The 18,481-nt window shown below is 65.1% G+C and carries 15 protein-coding genes; 8 read left to right on the forward strand and 7 right to left on the reverse strand.

What is annotated here, in order from left to right; all coding sequences use genetic code 11:
* Nucleotides 1-80 precede the first annotated feature (80 nt).
* From W823_RS49245 to W823_RS49265, 5 genes are all read left to right on the forward strand, one after another.
* Nucleotides 81-848, forward strand: coding sequence for a DeoR/GlpR family DNA-binding transcription regulator (locus W823_RS49245; protein WP_023960707.1), 768 nt, complete (start codon nucleotides 81-83; stop codon nucleotides 846-848).
* Nucleotides 845-1,825, forward strand: a complete 981-nt coding sequence (locus W823_RS49250; protein ID WP_023960709.1) for a 1-phosphofructokinase family hexose kinase — start codon at nucleotides 845-847, stop codon at nucleotides 1,823-1,825. Before W823_RS49245 ends, W823_RS49250 begins: the two co-directional genes overlap by 4 nt.
* Before the next feature lie 30 nt (nucleotides 1,826-1,855).
* A complete protein-coding gene (locus W823_RS49255) occupies nucleotides 1,856-3,931 on the forward strand; it encodes a fructose-specific PTS transporter subunit EIIC (protein WP_023960711.1) in 2,076 nt (691 codons plus the stop codon).
* A gap of 50 nt (nucleotides 3,932-3,981) precedes the next feature.
* Complete coding sequence (locus W823_RS49260) at nucleotides 3,982-4,239, forward strand: HPr family phosphocarrier protein (protein WP_023960713.1); 258 nt, start codon at nucleotides 3,982-3,984, stop codon at nucleotides 4,237-4,239.
* A gap of 229 nt (nucleotides 4,240-4,468) precedes the next feature.
* Complete coding sequence (locus W823_RS49265) at nucleotides 4,469-6,667, forward strand: AAA family ATPase (RefSeq protein WP_081729871.1); 2,199 nt, start codon at nucleotides 4,469-4,471, stop codon at nucleotides 6,665-6,667.
* Here the strand turns inward: W823_RS49265 and W823_RS49270 are convergent.
* Nucleotides 6,655-7,101 (reverse strand): universal stress protein, encoded by a 447-nt coding sequence (locus W823_RS49270; protein ID WP_023960716.1) that lies wholly within the window; start codon nucleotides 7,099-7,101, stop codon nucleotides 6,655-6,657. The genes W823_RS49265 and W823_RS49270 overlap by 13 nt on opposite strands.
* 197 nt (nucleotides 7,102-7,298) lie before the next feature.
* Nucleotides 7,299-9,458, reverse strand: coding sequence for an excinuclease ABC subunit UvrB (gene uvrB / locus W823_RS49275; RefSeq protein WP_023960718.1), 2,160 nt, complete (start codon nucleotides 9,456-9,458; stop codon nucleotides 7,299-7,301).
* 119 nt (nucleotides 9,459-9,577) lie between these two features.
* On the opposite strand from uvrB, the gene W823_RS49280 reads away from it, so the two are divergent.
* On the forward strand, nucleotides 9,578-10,090 hold the full coding sequence (locus tag W823_RS49280) for a DUF402 domain-containing protein (protein WP_023960720.1): 513 nt from the start codon (nucleotides 9,578-9,580) through the stop codon (nucleotides 10,088-10,090).
* 49 nt (nucleotides 10,091-10,139) lie between these two features.
* Here W823_RS49280 and W823_RS49285 read toward each other — a convergent pair whose 3' ends face one another.
* The 4 genes from W823_RS49285 to rpsA form a co-directional block, all read right to left on the reverse strand.
* A complete protein-coding gene (locus tag W823_RS49285; RefSeq protein WP_369792642.1) occupies nucleotides 10,140-10,748 on the reverse strand; it encodes a dephospho-CoA kinase in 609 nt (202 codons plus the stop codon).
* Nucleotides 10,643-11,065: a dephospho-CoA kinase gene (gene coaE / locus W823_RS59695; protein WP_369792643.1), complete on the reverse strand. Its 423-nt coding sequence runs from the start codon at nucleotides 11,063-11,065 to the stop codon at nucleotides 10,643-10,645. Before coaE ends, W823_RS49285 begins: the two co-directional genes overlap by 106 nt.
* A 151-nt stretch (nucleotides 11,066-11,216) precedes the next feature.
* Nucleotides 11,217-12,479: a zinc metallochaperone AztD gene (aztD, locus tag W823_RS49290; protein ID WP_051406620.1), complete on the reverse strand. Its 1,263-nt coding sequence runs from the start codon at nucleotides 12,477-12,479 to the stop codon at nucleotides 11,217-11,219.
* Nucleotides 12,480-12,560: 81 nt separating this feature from the next.
* Nucleotides 12,561-14,051, reverse strand: a complete 1,491-nt coding sequence (rpsA, locus tag W823_RS49295; protein ID WP_023960724.1) for a 30S ribosomal protein S1 — start codon at nucleotides 14,049-14,051, stop codon at nucleotides 12,561-12,563.
* A 168-nt stretch (nucleotides 14,052-14,219) separates the two neighbouring features.
* Here rpsA and W823_RS49300 point away from each other — a divergent pair, with 168 nt between their 5' ends.
* A complete protein-coding gene (locus W823_RS49300) occupies nucleotides 14,220-15,014 on the forward strand; it encodes a class I SAM-dependent methyltransferase (protein ID WP_023960726.1) in 795 nt (264 codons plus the stop codon).
* Here the strand turns inward: W823_RS49300 and W823_RS49305 are convergent.
* A complete protein-coding gene (locus W823_RS49305; RefSeq protein WP_023960728.1) occupies nucleotides 15,011-16,075 on the reverse strand; it encodes an isocitrate/isopropylmalate dehydrogenase family protein in 1,065 nt (354 codons plus the stop codon). The two genes, W823_RS49300 and W823_RS49305, sit on opposite strands and share 4 nt — an antisense overlap.
* A gap of 43 nt (nucleotides 16,076-16,118) precedes the next feature.
* Here W823_RS49305 and W823_RS49310 point away from each other — a divergent pair, with 43 nt between their 5' ends.
* Nucleotides 16,119-18,413, forward strand: a complete 2,295-nt coding sequence (locus tag W823_RS49310; protein ID WP_031332883.1) for a molybdopterin-dependent oxidoreductase — start codon at nucleotides 16,119-16,121, stop codon at nucleotides 18,411-18,413.
* Nucleotides 18,414-18,481 lie beyond the last annotated feature (68 nt).

Genomic DNA, 18,481 nt, shown 5'->3' on the forward strand with positions numbered 1-18,481 from the left:
ATCCTTGACAAGGCAATACGATCGGGCATAAAACAACATAAAGCAACACCAACTAGCAACGTAACCCACATGGAGGGCAGATGTACGCAGAGGAGCGGCAGCAGGCCATGGCCGCGCTGATCGCGCAGAAAGGCCGCATGTCGGTCGCTGATCTGTCCGATCTGTACGGCGTGACAACCGAGACGGTGCGTCGCGATCTGGCGGCCCTCGACAGGCTCGGGGTGGTCCGACGGGTCCATGGTGGCGCAGTACCCGCATCCGCGCTCACAGCCATCGAGGTCGGTACGGCCGAACGCGAGCACAGTCGATCCGGAGAGAAGGACCGAATCGGCAAGGCGGCCGTGGACCAGCTACCCCCGGTCGGCGGCAGCATCCTGCTCGACGCCGGGACGACCACGGCCCGAGTTGCTGCTCACCTCCCCGCCGACATGGACCTCGTCATCGTCACCAACTCCATCCCGGTCGCGGCCCGAGTGGGAGGCCTCGGTGGGTCACGCCTGCATCTGCTCGGTGGACGTGTCCGCGGGATCACCCAGGCAGTGGTCGGCGACGACGCGCTGCGAACCCTGGCGTCGATGCGGATCGACGTCGCCTTCGTCGGGACCAACGGACTCAGTCTGCGCCACGGTCTGTCCACTCCCGACAGCGATGAGGCCGCGATCAAACGGGCGATGGTCACCAGCGCGCACCGTGTCGTGGTGGTTGCTGATTCGTCAAAGGTCGGCCGAGAAGACCTGATCAGTTTCGCCCCCATCGACAGGGTCGACGTCCTCATCACCGACAGCGCCCTGCGCGAGTCGGATCGCGCCGAACTGCTTGCACACGACGTCGAGGTGGTGACGGCATGATCGTCACCCTCACCGCGAATCCGAGCATCGACCGCACGATCAATCTGACCGGGCCACTCCAGCGCGGCGCAGTACATCGCGCATCGGCAGCGACCTCCCATCCCGGAGGCAAGGGCGTCAATGTCTCCCGCGTCGTCACGGCTGCAGGCAAGCGTTCGATCGCCGTGTTGCCCGGCAACCCCGGTGAGCCGATCCTGCTGGCATTGGACGAGGCAGGAATCGACCACCGCGGTATCTCGCACCCAGGAACAGCCCGGGTCAACCTCACGGTCACCGAACCCGACGGCACGACAACAAAGATCAACGAGCCAGGGGCAGCCTTGCCACCGGAAACGCTGGCAGTCCTGACGGCTTGCCTGCAGGATCTCGCCGGCTCGGCCGTGTGGGTCGTGTTGTCCGGGTCGCTACCCCCTGGTGTTCCTGCCGATTGGTACGCCGACCTCGTCACAGCGCTCCGCGTCGGGCCGACCCAGATCGCAGTGGACACCTCCGATGAACCGCTGCTCGCCCTCGCGGCCCGGTTCCCCTCGGCCGCACCGGATCTCATCAAACCGAACGCGACAGAACTCGGTCAGCTCACCGGGCTGGACGGCGCCGAGCTCGAACTCGCCGCCGAGCACGGGGACCCCTTGCCGACCGCCCGGGCCGCGAGATCGTTGATCGAGGCCGGCGGCCCGCGTGCCGTGCTGGCAACTCTGGGCGCCGCAGGAGCCGTTCTCGTCAACGACGAAGGCGCCTGGCATGCAACAACTCCCCCGATCGCGCCGCGCAGCACGGTCGGAGCCGGCGATTCGTCGCTGGCCGGATATCTACTCGCCGATCTGCAAAATGCCGGACCGGCCGACCGCCTCGCATGGGCGGTCTCGTATGGCAGCGCCGCAGCAGCGCTACCGGGAACGGCTTTGCCGAGTCCTCACCACACCCAGCCCGGCGCCGTGACCGTCACCGCGCTCAACCCGGTCATCGGCAACCACTGATCCCGGCTCCACCACCCCTAAGGAATAGTCATGTCCCACCCGACGATCCGAGCCGGTTCCGCACCGGCGATCATCAGCCCGGAACTGATCGCGCTCGACGCCGATCTGGGCACCACCAAAGATGCTGTCATCGACGCGCTGGCCCACCGGCTCGCAGCAGACGGCCGCACGTCCGACGTGGATGCGCTCAAAGCCGCTGCCCTGGCACGTGAATCCCAGTCGGCCACCGGCCTGCCGGGCGGCATCGCCATCCCACATTGCCGGGATGCGTCGATCGCGACCGCATCTCTCGGTTTCGCCCGCCTGTCGCCGAAAGTCGATTTCGGCGCGCCGGACGGCCCTGCCGACCTCGTGTTCCTGATCGCCGCTCCCGAAGGGGCCGGTTCCGAACACATGAAGCTGCTGTCCAGTCTTGCGCGCGCTTTGGTCAAGCCGACATTCGTGGCATCGCTGCGAGCAGCAGCCACCCCCACCGACGTGGTCGCTCTTGTCGAGGAGGTACTCGCGCCCGCCACACCACCGGGTCCGACGGCGCCGGCCGCCTCGACCCCAGCCGCTTCGGCGGCCACCACCGACCCTGCCGACACGACTCCGACCGACACCGACAGCTCCGACGTGCCGAACAAGACCCTCGTCGCGGTGACGGCGTGCCCGACCGGCATCGCGCACACCTATATGGCGGCCGACTCCCTGGTCGCCGCGGGCGAGCGGGCCGGCGTGACCGTGCATGTCGAAACGCAGGGTTCGAGTGGCAGCACGCCCCTTGCGGCCCAGATCATCGCCGATGCGGGAGCTGTCATCTTCGCCACGGACGTCGGCGTGAAAGGCCGTGAGCGATTCGCGGGCAAGCCGGTGGTGGCGTCCGGGGTGAAGCGGGCGATCAATGAGCCGGACGCCATGGTCACCGAGGCGCTGCGAGCCAGCCTCGATCCGTCCGCGGCCAAGGTGGCAGGTGACGCGGCCGCCGGCAACGACGGCGCATCCGCGACCACCGGTATCGGTTGGGGTACACGTCTGCGGCAGATCCTGCTGACCGGCGTGAGCTACATGATCCCGTTCGTCGCCGCCGGAGGTCTGCTCATCGCCCTAGGGTTTCTGCTGGCGGGCTACGAGATCACCGACACCGCCGAGAAGATCACCCTCGACAACTCCCTGACACAACTGCCTGATGGTGGACTGAAGACCTACCTCGGCGCAGTGCTCTTCCAACTCGGATCGCTCGCGTTCAGTTTTCTGGTCCCGGCGCTCGCCGGGTACATCGCCTTCGCGATAGCCGACAGGCCCGGACTGGCACCCGGCTTCACCGCCGGTGCGGTCGCAGTGTTCGTCGGTGCCGGTTTCATCGGTGGCCTCGTCGGTGGCCTGATCGCGGGCTTCGCCGCTCTGTGGATCGGCCGGATCGGGGTACCCCAGTGGGCTCGCGGGTTGATGCCCGTGGTGGTCATCCCGCTCTTCGCCTCTCTGATCGTCGGCGTCCTGATGTTCGTGGTGCTCGGCAAGCCCCTCGCAGCGATCACCGACGGGTTGACCGACTGGCTCAATGGGCTCTCCGGTTCCTCTGCCATCCTGCTCGGGATCATCCTCGGTCTGATGATGTGCTTCGATCTCGGCGGCCCGGTCAACAAGGCTGCGTATGCGTTCGCCGTGGCAGGCCTGTCGGTCACCGATGACGCGTCGCTCAAGATCATGGCCGCTGTGATGGCTGCCGGCATGGTGCCACCGCTGGCGATGGCATTGGCCTCGACGGTTCGGCCCGGCTTGTTCACCGAGGCAGAACGGGAGAACGGCAAGGCGGCATGGCTCTTGGGTGCCTCGTTCATCTCCGAGGGCGCAATCCCGTTTGCGGCAGCCGACCCGCTGCGTGTCATCCCCTCGATGATGGCCGGCGGAGCAGTCACCGGCGGACTGATCATGGCCACCGGTGCCACGTTGAGCGCGCCGCACGGCGGCATCTTCGTGTCGTTCGCGATCGGTGGAATTGGATGGTTCTTCCTGTCGCTGGCCATCGGCACCGCGGTCTCGGCCGCGTGCGTCGTCGGGGCCAAGCAGCTGATCAAGCCGCGTAAGCCACAGGCTGCGAAGTCGAAGGTTCTCGCGACCGCCTGATCCACCAGATATCAGAACTCACGAAACCAATTGTCAACAAAGGAGAAATCATGCCCAGCACCAACGTCCCAGTCGGTTCGTCAGTCGGCCTGCACGCCCGCCCCGCTGCGGTCATCGCCGAAGCAGTAGCCGAAGCCGGTGTCCCGGTGACTCTTTCGGTTGCGGGCGGCGAACCGGTGGATGCCGGATCGGCCCTGCTCATCATGACCCTCGGCGCCACCGCCGGCACCGAGGTCACCGTCGAGAGCGAAGACCAGGCTGCGCTGGACACCATTGCCAAACTGGTGGCGTCCGACCTCGACGCCTGATCGGCGGGCGGCGCACTCGACTCTCGGTTCGCCGCCCGAACGCCCGACCCGGTTGCGACGGCCGGTGCGGCCCCCTCGATGATGGACATCTGACGACGCGGTGGTCCGGGAACGATCTCCCGGGCCACCGCGTTATCCTTTGGCACTATTTTGCTCCACCACAACGAGGAGGATCGTGTTCGAGGCTGAACAGCGTCATCTCGACCGGGTGTACGGCCGATTGGACCGGATGCGCCGCAACACCCAGTCGCGGTTGGCGTCTGCCCTCCGCGATACCGGCGGAACGCCGCAGGCCCGGTCCGAGCGTGAGTCCTACGAGCGCCTCTACACCGATGATCTGACGAAGTTCGATGCCGCCGAACACAACCTCTACTTCGGTCGTCTCGATCTCGAGACCGGGGAGTTTCGCCGTATCGGCCGTATCGGCATCCTGGACGACGACGAGCAGGACAGCACCCTGCTACTCGACTGGCGCGCACCGATGAGCCGGCCGTTCTACCTGGCCACCCCAGCCTCTCCAGAGGGCGTGCAAGTCCGTCGCCACATCCGAACCCGCAACCGCAAGATCACCGCCGTCAACGACGAGCGGCTCGACATGACCGAACTCGAGGATGCCGACACCACCGGTCACGGCGACGTGGTGAACGAATCCGCCCTGATCAATGCCTTGAATGCCGCCCGCACCGGGCACATGACCGACATCGTCGAGACCATCCAGCGTGAGCAGGACGAGATCATCCGTGCCTCGCACCGCGGCGTCCTGGTGGTGCAGGGCGGTCCGGGAACCGGGAAGACGGCGGTGGCCCTGCACCGTGCGGCGTATCTGCTCTACACCTACCGCGACACCCTCGCGCGCAGCGGTGTGCTCATCGTGGGCCCCAACACCACCTTCTTGAACTACATCGGCCAGGTGCTCCCCTCCCTCGGCGAGAGCGGTGTATTGCTGTCCACCGTCGGCGACCTCTACCCGGGCGTACGGGCATCGTTGACGGACAACCCCGTCGCCACCACTCTCAAAGGCGACCTCGCGATCGTCGATGTACTGAGGCAGGCCGTACGTGATCGGCAGGAATTGCCGAAGTCGCCCATCGAGCTGAGGTTCGACGGCTACCCACTCACGATCAGCAGCAAGGTGATCCAGCGCGCCAGGGGCCGGGCACGATCGTCTCGGCGCCCACACAATCACGCTCGATCGGTCTTCCTGCGGTCGGCGTTCGACTCGCTGGCGCAGCAGCACGCCGAGCGGATCGGCGCAAGCCTGATCGACGGATCGCAGTTGCTGAGCAACATGGACATCGCCGACATCCGCGACGAGATGCGGGCCGATCCCGACATCAATGCCGCCCTGGCGCACTTCTGGCCGCAGCTCTCACCACAGGTGGTCCTGGCGGACCTGTTGACCTCACCCGAACGCATTGCCTCCGCGACCCCGACATGGTCCGACAACGAGCGTCAATCCATCCTGCGAACGCAGCGCGGCGGATTCAGCGCGGCCGACGCGCCGTTGCTCGACGAGCTCGCGGAGATCATCGGCGTCGACGACGACGGTGACGAAGAACGTGAGCGAGCCCAGTGGCGACAGAAACTGTCTGAGGCACAGGACGCCCTCGACATCCTGACCGGTTCGGCACCGCAAGACCTCGAAGACGAGCTGGACCCCGAGATCTTGATGGCCTACGACCTGATCGACGCCGAACAGCTCGCTGCGCGACAGACCACCAGGGTTGCCCTGACAACCGCCGAGCGCGCCTACAACGACCGGACGTGGGCCTTCGGTCACGTGATCGTCGACGAAGCCCAGGAACTGTCGGCAATGGCCTGGCGAATGATCATGCGCCGCATACCCAACCGCTGGATGACGGTCATCGGCGACACCGCGCAGACCGGAGATCCGGCGGGCACCACGTCATGGGACGAAGTCCTCAGTCCCTACGTGGCACGGCGCTGGCGTAAGTACGACCTGACGGTGAACTACCGGACGCCCAGCGAGATCATGGCGGTGGCTGCCCCGATCCTCGAACGCATCGACCCCGACATGGCCGCCCCGAACTCGATCCGGTCGAGCGGCAAGGCCCCGACGTTCGAGCGGACGTCGGTCGACGACCTTCCGGCCACCGCGGCCAAGTTGGCCACGGCATCACTCGACGGCATAGCAGCGATCATTGCGCCGGACGGACTGGTGGACCAGATCAGGGCGGTGACCGGAGAGATCGAGAACTCACCCGAACTGTCGGTACTGACCGTGGCGCAGTGCAAGGGATTGGAGTTCGACCGCACAGTGGTGGTCGAACCGGCCATGATCGTCGGCCAGTCGGCACGCGGGTGGGGCGACCTCTACGTGGCGCTGACCCGGGCAACTCAGCAGTTGGCGATTGTGCACAACGCCGAGTTGCCCGAACCGCTCCGGGCGCCTGCTCAGACCGTGTGAACGATCAGGACGTCACACTTCGACTTGCGCGCAACATCGGCGGGCACCGAACCCAGCAGCCGTCCTGCAATCGAGTTCAGACCCTTGTTACCGACGACAAGCAGATCGGCCTTGCTGTCGGCAACGAGGTTCAGCAATGCGTCGACAGGTGATCCGACCACGGGCCGGGTGGAGATGTTGCCGCCCCCGGCGTTGGCCGCACGCTCGCGCGCCGTTCGCAGGATCTCTTCGGTGGGCGCAGATCCGTGGACCTGGTACGCCTCTTCCTTGAGCACATCCGAGACTGCGGAAACGTCACGATCGTCGGTCGGAAAGTAGGCGCAAGCGATGATCAGTTGCGCTTTGTCACCACTGATCGCGCCTGCCCGCTCAACCGCCTTCATCGACGATTCAGAACCATCGGTTCCCACAACGACGGTCTGGTATGCGCTCATCCATCCTCCATCAATGTTCTGTGTAGATCACGGGCGCCGACGATTGTCCGTGCCCCTGCCACCCCGGGCGGCATCTTCCGTGGAGAGGGTATCCCGTAACGGCCGTGCGATTACGTGGTATCGGCCGACGGGACCGTCAGACGTACCGTTGACCAGGAAGAACAGCCCATCGTCATGACGATCACAGTCGGCCGGGTTCAGCGGATTCCGGCTGCATCCATGCCACGCAGCTCCTTCTTGAGGTCTGCGATCTCGTCTCGCAATCGGCCCGCGAGCTCGAACTGCAGATCCCGAGCCGCATTCATCATCTGGTCCGTGAGTGCAGCGATGAGGTCGGCAAGCTCGGCACGAGGCATGGCCGAGACGTCGCGCGAGTCGAGGACACCCGAAGACGACGACGACCGGCCGGGCTCGCCCTGGGCCCTGCGACCGCGACTCGAGTTGCGCCCCGACCCGCCGATCGCGACAGCGTTGTCCTCGGCTTCCTCGTACACCTGGTCGAGGATGTCGGCAATCTTCTTGCGCAGTGGCTGCGGGTCGACGCCCATCTTCTTGTTGTAGGCGATCTGCTTCTCGCGACGGCGGTCGGTTTCGTCGATGGCGTTGCGCATCGAGTCGGTGATCTTGTCGGCGTACATGTGAACTTCACCGGACACGTTTCGCGCCGCACGCCCGATCGTCTGGATGAGGCTGGTGGTGCTGCGCAGGAACCCCTCCTTGTCGGCGTCGAGGATGGCCACGAGCGACACCTCGGGAAGGTCGAGCCCCTCGCGGAGCAGGTTGATACCGACCAGGACGTCGTATTCACCGGTGCGCAGCTGCCGGAGGAGTTCCACACGGCGAAGGGTGTCGACCTCCGAGTGGAGATACCGCACCCGGATGCCCAGCTCCAGCAGGTAGTCGGTGAGGTCCTCGGACATCTTCTTGGTCAGTGTGGTCACCAAGACGCGTTCGTCCTTGTCGGTGCGCAGCTTGATCTCGTGCACCAGGTCGTCGATCTGGCCCTTGGTGGGTTTGACCACCACCTGCGGATCGACCAGGCCGGTAGGCCGGATCACCTGTTCGACGAACTCACCGTTTGCCTGGCCCAGCTCATACGGGCCGGGCGTGGCCGACAAGTACACCGTCTGCCCGATCCGGTCGACGAACTCGCTCCACGTGAGTGGCCGGTTGTCCACGGCTGATGGCAGACGGAAACCGAAGTCCACCAGGTTGCGTTTACGCGACATGTCCCCCTCGTACATGGCGCCGATCTGCGGAACCGTGACATGCGACTCGTCGATGACAAGCAAGAAGTCCTCGGGGAAGTAGTCGATGAGTGTTGCCGGTGCGGTACCCGGACCGCGACCGTCGATGTGCCGCGAGTAGTTCTCGATACCCGAACAGAACCCGACCTGCCGCATCATCTCGACGTCGTAGTTGGTGCGCATCCGCAGGCGCTGTGCCTCGAGCAGCTTGCCCTTGCCCTCGAGTTCGGCGAGCCGCTCCTCGAGTTCGGCCTCGATCGAGGCGATGGCCCGCTCCATCCGGTCGGGCCCCGCGACGTAGTGCGTGGCCGGGAAGATGCGGAGGTTCTTGACCTGACGCACCACGTCACCGGTCAAGGGGTGCAGGTAGTACAAGGCCTCGATCTCGTCGCCGAAGAACTCGATCCTCACCGCCAATTCCTCGTACGACGGGATGATCTCGACGGTGTCGCCGCGTACCCGGAAGCTGCCGCGGGTGAAACTCACGTCGTTGCGGGTGTACTGCACGTCGACGAGCAGGCGCAGCAACGCATCCCGGTCGACCTCCTGGCCGACGTCCAGATGAACCGAACGGTCGAGATACGACTGCGGGGTACCGAGACCGTAGATGCACGACACCGAGGCGACCACCACAACATCCCGCCGCGACAGCAGGTTGAACGTGGCCGAGTGCCGCAACCGTTCGACGTCGTCGTTGATCGAGCTGTCCTTCTCGATGTAGGTGTCGGTCTGAGCGATGTACGCCTCGGGCTGATAGTAGTCGTAGTACGAGACGAAGTACTCGACTGCGTTGTGCGGCAACATGTCTCGCAGCTCGTTGGCGAGCTGCGCGGCAAGCGTCTTGTTGGGTGCCATCACCAGGGTCGGGCGTTGTACCTTCTCGATCAGCCAGGCCGTGGTCGCGGATTTACCGGTACCGGTGGCACCGAGCAGCACCACGTCCTTCTCTCCAGCACGCAGACGCCGCTCGAGTTCTTTGATCGCGGTCGGCTGGTCACCGGCCGGCTTGTGGTCACTGACCACCTGAAAAGGTGCGTGTGACCGCTCGATCTCCCCTACCGGCCGGAATTCCGAGTGCGCAACGACCGGATGTTCTGCTGCAAAAGCCATGTATCCAGAGTAAACGCGACGTCCGACATGCGGCGCCCTCCGAATGCGCCGTGCGCGAACACAGGAGACGCACCGGCTCGGCGTCGATCTCGTCGCGCCGCGGTGGGTTAGCGTGCTGCATGGCCGCGTTGCATCCACCCAAACACGAGGTTTTCGACGTCGCGGCGGGCACGAACACCGATCCGAAGGGCTTCCGGCGCCAGGTGGACACCTACCGGACCACCGACTTCGGGCTCTACATGGACCGCCCTGCCGACCACGCCGAGTTCCACCGCCTGCAGTCCTGGTTGCTCCCAGGATTCGGTCTACGCGTCAGCATCTTCCACTACCGAGCCGGCTTCGAGCGTGACCAGCGGCTCTACATCGACGTCGGGATGTTCACCGGTCCCGACGCACACGGCCGCTGGCATTCCGAGGACTGGTACCTCGACCTGGTCGACCGCCCCGGACGGCCGCTCGAGCTCGAGGACGTCGACGAGCTGTTCGACGCGCACGCGGCGTGGCTGTTGCCGCACGACCGGGCCGAGGCAGCAGTGCGCATCGCTGCACGCACGATGGCTGGTGCCGCCGAGCACAACCACGACGTCGAGTCCTGGCTGGCAGCGCAAGGCGCCGAACTGAGCTGGGACTGACGCGGGAAGCCCGGGTCGTTCAGGTCGGGGCAATCAGCTCGGTGGCAGCTCAGCTCGGGGTGGTCAGACGGATGGTGACCGCGCGGCCGGGATCGGCGTTGGCGTGCAGTCCGGGCGTCAGCGCCGGGAAACCCCCGTCGGCGAGGGCATCGTCGAGATCGGCCGGATCGACATCCGGGGCGAGCTGCACTTCGAAGTCGAGAACGTCGGCGGCCCTTTCCCCGGCGGATGCCGTTGGTCCGACATGGCTGACGCCCACGATCTTCTCCGCACCCAGAAGACGTAACCGATTGCTCAACCGGGTGGCCTGGAGCGACCACTCCGGGCGGTGATCCACCAGGTTCTCCGGCCGCCGGGCGCACGTCCGGCTGCGCACGTTGCGTTCGTAGGGAACAAGTCTCTCGTCCCACAGATGGTGGGCCAAGGCCGCCAGATCGTCGGGGCCACCACTGTTGTCGAGCCAGACGTCGGCGACGGCGCGGCGGTCCGCCTCGGAGGCCTGCGCCTTGATCCGCGCCCGGGCATCGGCTTCGGGCACACCGCGCTGGCCGGTCAACCGCGCCACCCTGTCCTCTTCGTCAGCATGGACGATGACCACGAGATGGAAGAAGGGAGCGCTGCCGTTCTCGACCAGTAGGGGTATGTCCTGGACCACCACGCGTCATCCGGGGCAGCCTCGAGGAGCTCGAACGCGCGGGCACCGACCAAGGGATGCGTGATGGCGTTGAGCTTTTTGCGTTGCTCGTCATCGACAAAGGCCTTGGCGGCCAAGGCTGCCCGGTCAAGACTCCCGTCCGCCGCCAGGATGTCGTCTCCGAAGGCCGCGACCAGCTGGGCCAGTCCGTCGGTGCCGGGAGCCACCACCTCGCGCGCGATCACGTCGGCGTCGATGATGTATGCGCCGCGATCGACGAGAGTGCGCGCCACCGTTGACTTGCCGGCTCCGATACCGCCGGTCAGACCTACTCGAATCACGTGGTCAGTGTCACAGATCGGCGAGTGCGCGTGCGCAGCAGGGTTGCGATCTGTGGCGCCGGCGGATCGTGGTCGAGTCCGTCAGGTCCTTGTTCGACGAGCGTGTCACGTATCGGAGCCGAACCATCAAGCGGTAGCGGTCACGTCGATATCAGCCACTGACACCCGACAACTCGTTCGGGGTGTTGTCCAGCTGGGTCTCCGCGATCTTGGTTCCGTTGGTGAGGTCGACCGCCACCAGCTTGTTGGCACTCGGATCGGTCACGTAGGCCACCGAATCCATGACAAAGAGCGTCGGGCGCGGGTCTTGCCACTCGACAGGTTCGGTCCAGTCCCCCACGGCTTCGATCTTTCGCGTGACCGCGGCGGTCTGCGGGTCGATCACGTGGATGTCTCCGTCGGTTCCGAGCACGAGCGCCTCCCCGTTGGGGCCGCGACCCAGTGAACGGAAGCTGTAGCTGGTGCCGAGTTCCACCAATTTCAGCTCACCTGACTCGGTGTTGGCCAAGGTGACCCGAGTGGGCCGTTCGAGCTCGGCATCTTTGTCCACCTTGTAGTCACCCAGTACCACCGGTGACGATTCCGACCCAGCCTGATTTCCGATTCGGCCGTAGGGATCAGGGCTGGTGACCTTCCGAATGTCGTTGCCCCGCACGACAAGCAGGCCATCCTGGCATCCGAAAGCGAGTGTTCCGGCGGCGGCCATCGCCTCACCGTGGACGCCTGGGCACTGGTCGTTGGTGGCCAGCACCGCGTTGTCCGGTCCCAGGATCTGGATGCCGTTACGCGACTCCTCGGTGCCGACAGTGGTCACCAACGTGCCGTCTTCACGGGCGACCGCAACACCGTGATGCGGAGGAACCTGGTGCTTTTCCGACTCGGCGTTGCCGCGGGACAGCTCCGCGGGGGGTACGACGTCGATCTCGCCGGTACCGTCAGAGAACAAGGTGATCCGGCCATCGTGCGGCACCACGTGGCCCGGCTCTTCGCCGCCGAACTTCAGGTCCGTCATCGCCGGCGGAGCAGTGTAGTAATGGCCGTGGTCGCCGTGCTGGCGCGTCCACGTTCCCATGTCGAAGACGGTGAAACCGTCTGACTGCGAGACGAACAGGTGCCGTCCGTCATCGGCCGGGTTGAGGCGGATGAAACCTTCGGTCTCCACCTCACCCACCGGCTCGAGCGACTCGGCATCGAGTACCTCGATGCCGTTCTCGTGTGTGTATGCCAACCGAGGAGTGGCCGATTGTTGTTCGACGGCAGACGAGGCCGCCACCGAACTCTGGGTTGAAGTCGAATCACTGGAACCGCCATCACTTCCACATGCGGCAAGCAAGCCAACCACCGAGAGGAGCGACACGATCTGTGGAGCACGAGTAGATTTCACGATTTGATGATCCTTGGTAATGATAATCATTGTCAAAACGCGATACGTGCATGTGCAGACACAAAAAAGCCCCCGGCCAGAAAGGCCGGGGGCGTTCTTGTCAGTGCTCTATCAGGCGTTGCCGGACAGCTTCTCGCGCAGAGCAGCGAGCTGCTCGTCGCTGGCAAGCGATCCACCACTCTTCGGCGCCGACGACGACGAGGAGGACGTCGCGGATGCGGCGTCACCACCGACCTTGTCAGCGGAATCCGACGAGTAGTCGGTCGGAGCGTTGGCAGCGGCCTCGGCGGCAGCGGCGAACTTCTCCATCTGAGCGGTGTGCATCTTGTGACGACGCTCGGCCTCGGCGTAGCGCGACTCCCACGCTTCCCGCTGCTTCTCGAAACCTTCGAGCCATTCGTTGGTCTCGGAGTCGAAGCCCTCGGGGAAGATGTAGTTGCCCTGCTCGTCGTAGCTGTCGGCCATGCCGTACTTCGACGGGTCGAACTCTTCGGTGTAGTCCTCGTTGGCCTGCTTGAGGCTCAACGAGATCCGGCGACGTTCGAGGTCGATGTCGATGACCTTGACCATCGCGTCGTCGCCGACTGCGACAACCTGATCCGGCACCTCGACGTGGCGCTCGGCCAGCTCCGAGATGTGGACGAGGCCTTCGATGCCCTCTTCGACGCGCACGAACGCACCGAACGGAACCAGCTTGGTGACCTTACCCGGCACGATCTGCCCGATGGCATGCGTGCGGGCGAACTGACGCCACGGATCTTCCTGAGTTGCCTTGAGCGACAACGAGACACGCTCGCGGTCGAGATCGACGTCGAGAACCTCGACGGTGACCTCGTCGCCCACTGCGACAACCTCGGACGGATGATCGATGTGCTTCCAAGACAGCTCGGAGACGTGCACCAGGCCGTCGACGCCGCCGAGATCGACGAATGCGCCGAAGTTGACGATCGAGGACACGACGCCCTTGCGGACCTGGCCCTTCTGGAGCTGGTGCAGGAACTCGCTGCGCACCTCGGACTGCGTCTGCTCCAGCCACGCGCGGCGCGACAGGACGACGTTGTTCCGGTTCTTGTCCAGCTCGATGATCTTGGCTTCGATCTCCTTGCCGATGTACGGCTGCAGATCGCGCACGCGACGCATCTCCACCAGCGATGCGGGGAGGAATCCGCGCAGACCGATGTCCAGGATCAGGCCGCCCTTGACGACCTCGATGACGGTGCCCTTGACGGCCTCGTCCTTTTCCTTGAGCTCTTCGATGGTGCCCCACGCACGCTCGTACTGAGCGCGCTTCTTGGACAGGATCAACCGACCCTCTTTGTCCTCCTTGGTGAGGACGAGTGCTTCCACCTCATCGCCGACGCTGACAACCTCGCTGGGGTCGACGTCGTGCTTGATGGACAGTTCGCGGGACGGGATCACTCCCTCGGTCTTGTAACCGATGTCGAGCAGCACTTCGTCGCGGTCAACCTTGACGATGGTGCCCTCGACGATGTCGCCATCATTGAAGTACTTGATAGTGGCATCGATGGCGGCAAGAAAATCCTCAGCCGAGCCGATATCGTTAACGGCTACTTGTGGTGAGGTAATGGTCGTGGACGGCATATGTTAGATGGCTCCGGACAGGTTGGGTTGTAGGGACAGTAATGCGGGATCAACAGTGGCCACAGATGAGTGACCGGCATGAAGAACCACGCGGGCTCAGGCACGCGCGTGTCTGAGGATACGCCAGGCCCGCTGGGCTGGGCAAATACCCCGAAACCACAACACCTGATGCGCACCAGAATCGACTCGCGAACCAGCGTATCGGCGAATCGCCGCTGGTGGGACGCCGATGCGGAGAATTACCACGAGGAGCACGGGGCTTTCCTCGGTGCCGAAAGCGCCGACGGAGACTTCGTCTGGTGCCCCGAAGGGCTGCGCGAAGAGGACGTCCGACTGCTCGGGGAGGTCGCCGACCGTGACGTTCTCGAGGTGGGTTGTGGTTCCGCGCCGTGCAGTCGTTGGCTTGCCGCGCAGGGCGCGCGGGTGATCGGCCTGGACCTCTCCCGAGAGATGCTGCGGCGCGGGCAGGTGGCCATGGCCCGGGGCGGTCCACAGCCAGGGCTCGTCCAAGCCGGCGCCGAGCAGCTGCCGTTTGCCGACAACGTCTTCGACATCGTCTGCTCGGCGTTCGGCGCCGTCCCGTTCGTGGCCGATTCGGCCGGGGTGATGGCGGAGGTGGCGCGGGTGCTCAAACCGGGTGGCCGGTGGGTTTTCTCGGTCAACCACCCGATGCGGTGGGCCTTTCCGGACGACCCAGGGCCTGCCGGCCTGACCGTGATGCTCCCCTATTTCGACCGGACCCCGTATGTCGAGACCGAGAGCGATGGCACCGTCAGTTACGTCGAGCACCATCGGACGTTGGGCGACCGCATCCGGGAGATCCGCGACGCCGGCCTGCTTCTCGTCGATCTGATCGAGCCGGAGTGGCCGGAGGGTTTCGACCAGGAGTGGGGCCAGTGGAGTCCACTGCGCGGTCACTACTTCCCGGGCACCGCGATCTTCTGTTGCGACAAACCGGGTTAGAAGCGCTCCAGGACGGCGGCTGTGAACTCCTCGGTCGTGGCCGCCCCTCCCAGATCGGGAGTACTGACACCACCGGCGATCACGGACTCGACCGCATCGCGAATCGCGCCCGCCGCGTCGGCCGCTGCGCCGTCCCTGGTTCGCGCGGCCTGCCAGTCCAGCAGCAGCGCCGCCGAACCGATGATGCCCACCGGGTTGGCCAGGCCTCGTCCGGCGATGTCGGGGGCAGCCCCATGCGCGGCCTGCGCCATCGCCTTGTCGGCCGAGCTGTTCACCGACGCGGCTGTACCGAGCGAACCGGCCAGCTCCGCGGCGAGGTCGGACAGGATGTCGCCGAAGAGGTTCTCGGTGACCACCACATCGAACTCGTGTCCTCGACGGACGAGGTGCGCAGCCATGGCATCGACGTGTTGCTCGTCGACCTCGACCTCCGGGTACTGCCTGCCGACGTCACGACACACGTCCCGGAACAATCCGGTTGTCATCGTCAGCACATTCGCCTTGTGCACGATGGTCACCCGTTTTCGACGGGTCATCGCGAGTTCGAACGCGGACACCGCAATTCGTGTCGACGCCTCTCGGGTGACCACCCCGACCGCCAACGCCACATCCGGTGTCGGCATGAACTCCCCCGTGCCCCGCGCCATGTTTCGGTCTGCGTACAGCCCTTCGCTGTTTTCGCGCACGATGATCAGATCCATCCGCGGGTTCACCGCCGGTATCCCCGAATAGGCCTTTGCCGGACGGATGTTGGCGAACAGATCGAAGCGTTTGCGGATGACGGCGCCTGGCGTCAATCCGGTGCGGTGCTCCGGCGGATACCCCGCCGAATCGTGCGGCCCGAGTATCCACATCTCCAATTCGTCCAGGGCAGCCAGCGTTTTCTGCGGGATCGCATCCCCGTACGACTCGATGGCGGCGCGTCCGATGTCGAGCGGTACCCACTCGACTGCGCGACCGGCGGCACCGACCGCCGCTTCCACGATCCGGGCCGCTGCAGGCACCACTTCCGGCCCGATTCCGTCGCCGTCGATCAGGCCGATCCGATACGGGTGTGTCATGGCACCGATGCTCCCAGACCTGCCTGCTGCGACACTTGGCCACATGCCGAACGAAGCACTGGGCAACAGCTCTCACTGGGGTTTGTTCACTGCATCCGTCGAATCCGACGGATTGCGTGTTATCCCGGACACCGACGATCCCGACCCTTCGGCCCTGCTCGGCAACATCCCGGCATCACTCGACACCCGTGCACGCATCCTGCATCCGTACGTCCGCCGCGGATGGCTAAACGACGGACCGGGTGCAGGCGCACGGGGCGACGATGAGTTCGTGGAGGTGACCTGGGACCACGCGCTCGACCTGGCCGCACGCGAATTGGAGCGTGTGCGTTCCACATTCGGCAACACCGCGATCTTCGGTGGCTCGTACGGCTGGGCAAGCGCGGGCCGCTTCCACCATGCACAGAGCCAACTGCACCGGTTCCTCAACTGCCTCGGCGGATATACCAGGTCACGGCACACGTACAGCCACGGAGCGTCGGAGACATTGCTCCCCCATGTGGTCGGCGGCCTGGAGCCGTTGTACGAGCCGACCACCTGGCAGGTGATGAGTGAACACACCGAGTTGTTCGTGTGTTTCGGCGGGATCCCCGCCAAGAACTTCCAGATCAACGCCGGCGGGGTCAGCAAACACATCGTCCGAGGTGCCATCGACGTCGCACGTGAGGGCGGTGCCGAGTTCGTCTTGATCAGCCCGCTGGCGGACGACCTCGAATTACAACCGCGGGACCAGTGGATACCCGTCACCCCGGCGAGCGACACCGCCCTGATGCTGGCGCTGTGCTGGGTGCTTCTCGACGAGAAGCTGTGGGACAAAGAGTTTCTCGACGACCATTGCGCGGGTACCGAACGATTCGCCGACTACCTCTGCGGTCGGTCGGACGGCGTGGTCAAAGACGCACGCTGGGCAGCGCAGATCTGCGGTATCGACGCCGCGACCATCACGGCACTGGCACGACGGATGGCGTCGTCGAGGACCATGGTGACCACGTCGTGGTCGCTGCAGCGGGCATCATTCGGCGAACAGCCCCTGTGGGCCTCCATCGCACTGGCCGCGTTCCTCGGTCAGATCGGACTGCCCGGTGGGGGTTTCGGGCACGGTTACGGCTCGACGGGAGGGATGGGCGCCGCCAAACTCCCGTACGACCTGCCCACGTTTCGTCAGGGCTACAACCCGGTGCGTGAGTTCATCCCGGTCGCCCGCATCGCAGACATGCTGTTGCACCCCGGTGAGAGCTACGAATTCAACGGCACGACTCTGAACTACCCGGACGCCCGCCTGATCTATTGGGCCGGCGGCAACCCGTTCCACCATCACCAAGATCTCGGGCGCCTCCGACGCGCGTTCGGGCGACCCGAGACCGTCATCGTGCACGAACCGTTCTGGACGGCGACCGCACGCCACGCCGACATCGTGTTTCCGGTGACCACCACACTCGAACGAAACGACATCGGCTGCGGGCGTTTCGACGAGGCGATGGTTGCCATGCGACAGATCGCCTCTCCCGTCGGTGAGTCGATGAACGACTACGACGTGTTCTCCCACCTGAGCAAACAACTCGGAGTCCACGAAGAGTTCACCGAGAATCTGGACGAACTCGGCTGGCTGGAGAAGATGTACGAGCAGTGGCGTGCGGTGACTCCCGACCAGTACCGGCCCCGAGAAGACTTCGCGCAATTCTGGGAGAAGGGTCGCCTTGATCTTGGCGGCGCGATGGCCGGCCACGTGATGTACCAGGACTTCCGCAACGACCCCATCGCCCACCCGTTGGCGACCCCGAGCGGCCTGATCGAGATCGTCTCGGACACCATCGACGATTTCGGGTACGACGACTGCCCGCCGCATCCGGCCTGGCTTGCGCCGCCAGAAGTGGCCGGGCTCGGCTCGGGTCGGTACCCGCTGTGCCTTGTCGCCAACAACCCGAAGACGAGGCTGCACAGCCAGCTCGACCACGGCGCGTACAGCGCGGCCTCGAAAGTGCAGGGGCGAGAACCGATTCGCCTCCACCCCGACGATGCCGCAACGCGCTCGATCAACGAAGGCGATGTTGTGCTGGTCCGCAGCGAGACTGCGCAGATGCTGGCCGGAGCGGTGCTCGACGACAACGTTGCACGGCATGTCGCACAGATTTCCACGGGAGCCTGGTACGACTACAGCGCACCGAACGTCGCCGACTGTGTGCACGGTAATCCGAACGTACTCGCTCCTGACGTGGGCACCTCACGGCTCGCGCAGGGCTCGACCGGACAATTGGTGAGGGTCCAGATAGAGAGATACGACGGCGACCGTGCACCTGTTGTCGTGCATGACCACCACGCGTGGTCGAGGCAGCAATGACGCGGCGACAATCCACCCGTCGGGCCGTTTCTGCTGCGCCGCTCAGCTTTTGGACAAAACCCGGACGA

The organism is Williamsia sp. D3 (genome assembly GCF_000506245.1).
In the GTDB taxonomy this organism is placed as follows: Bacteria; Actinomycetota; Actinomycetes; order Mycobacteriales; family Mycobacteriaceae; genus Williamsia; species Williamsia muralis.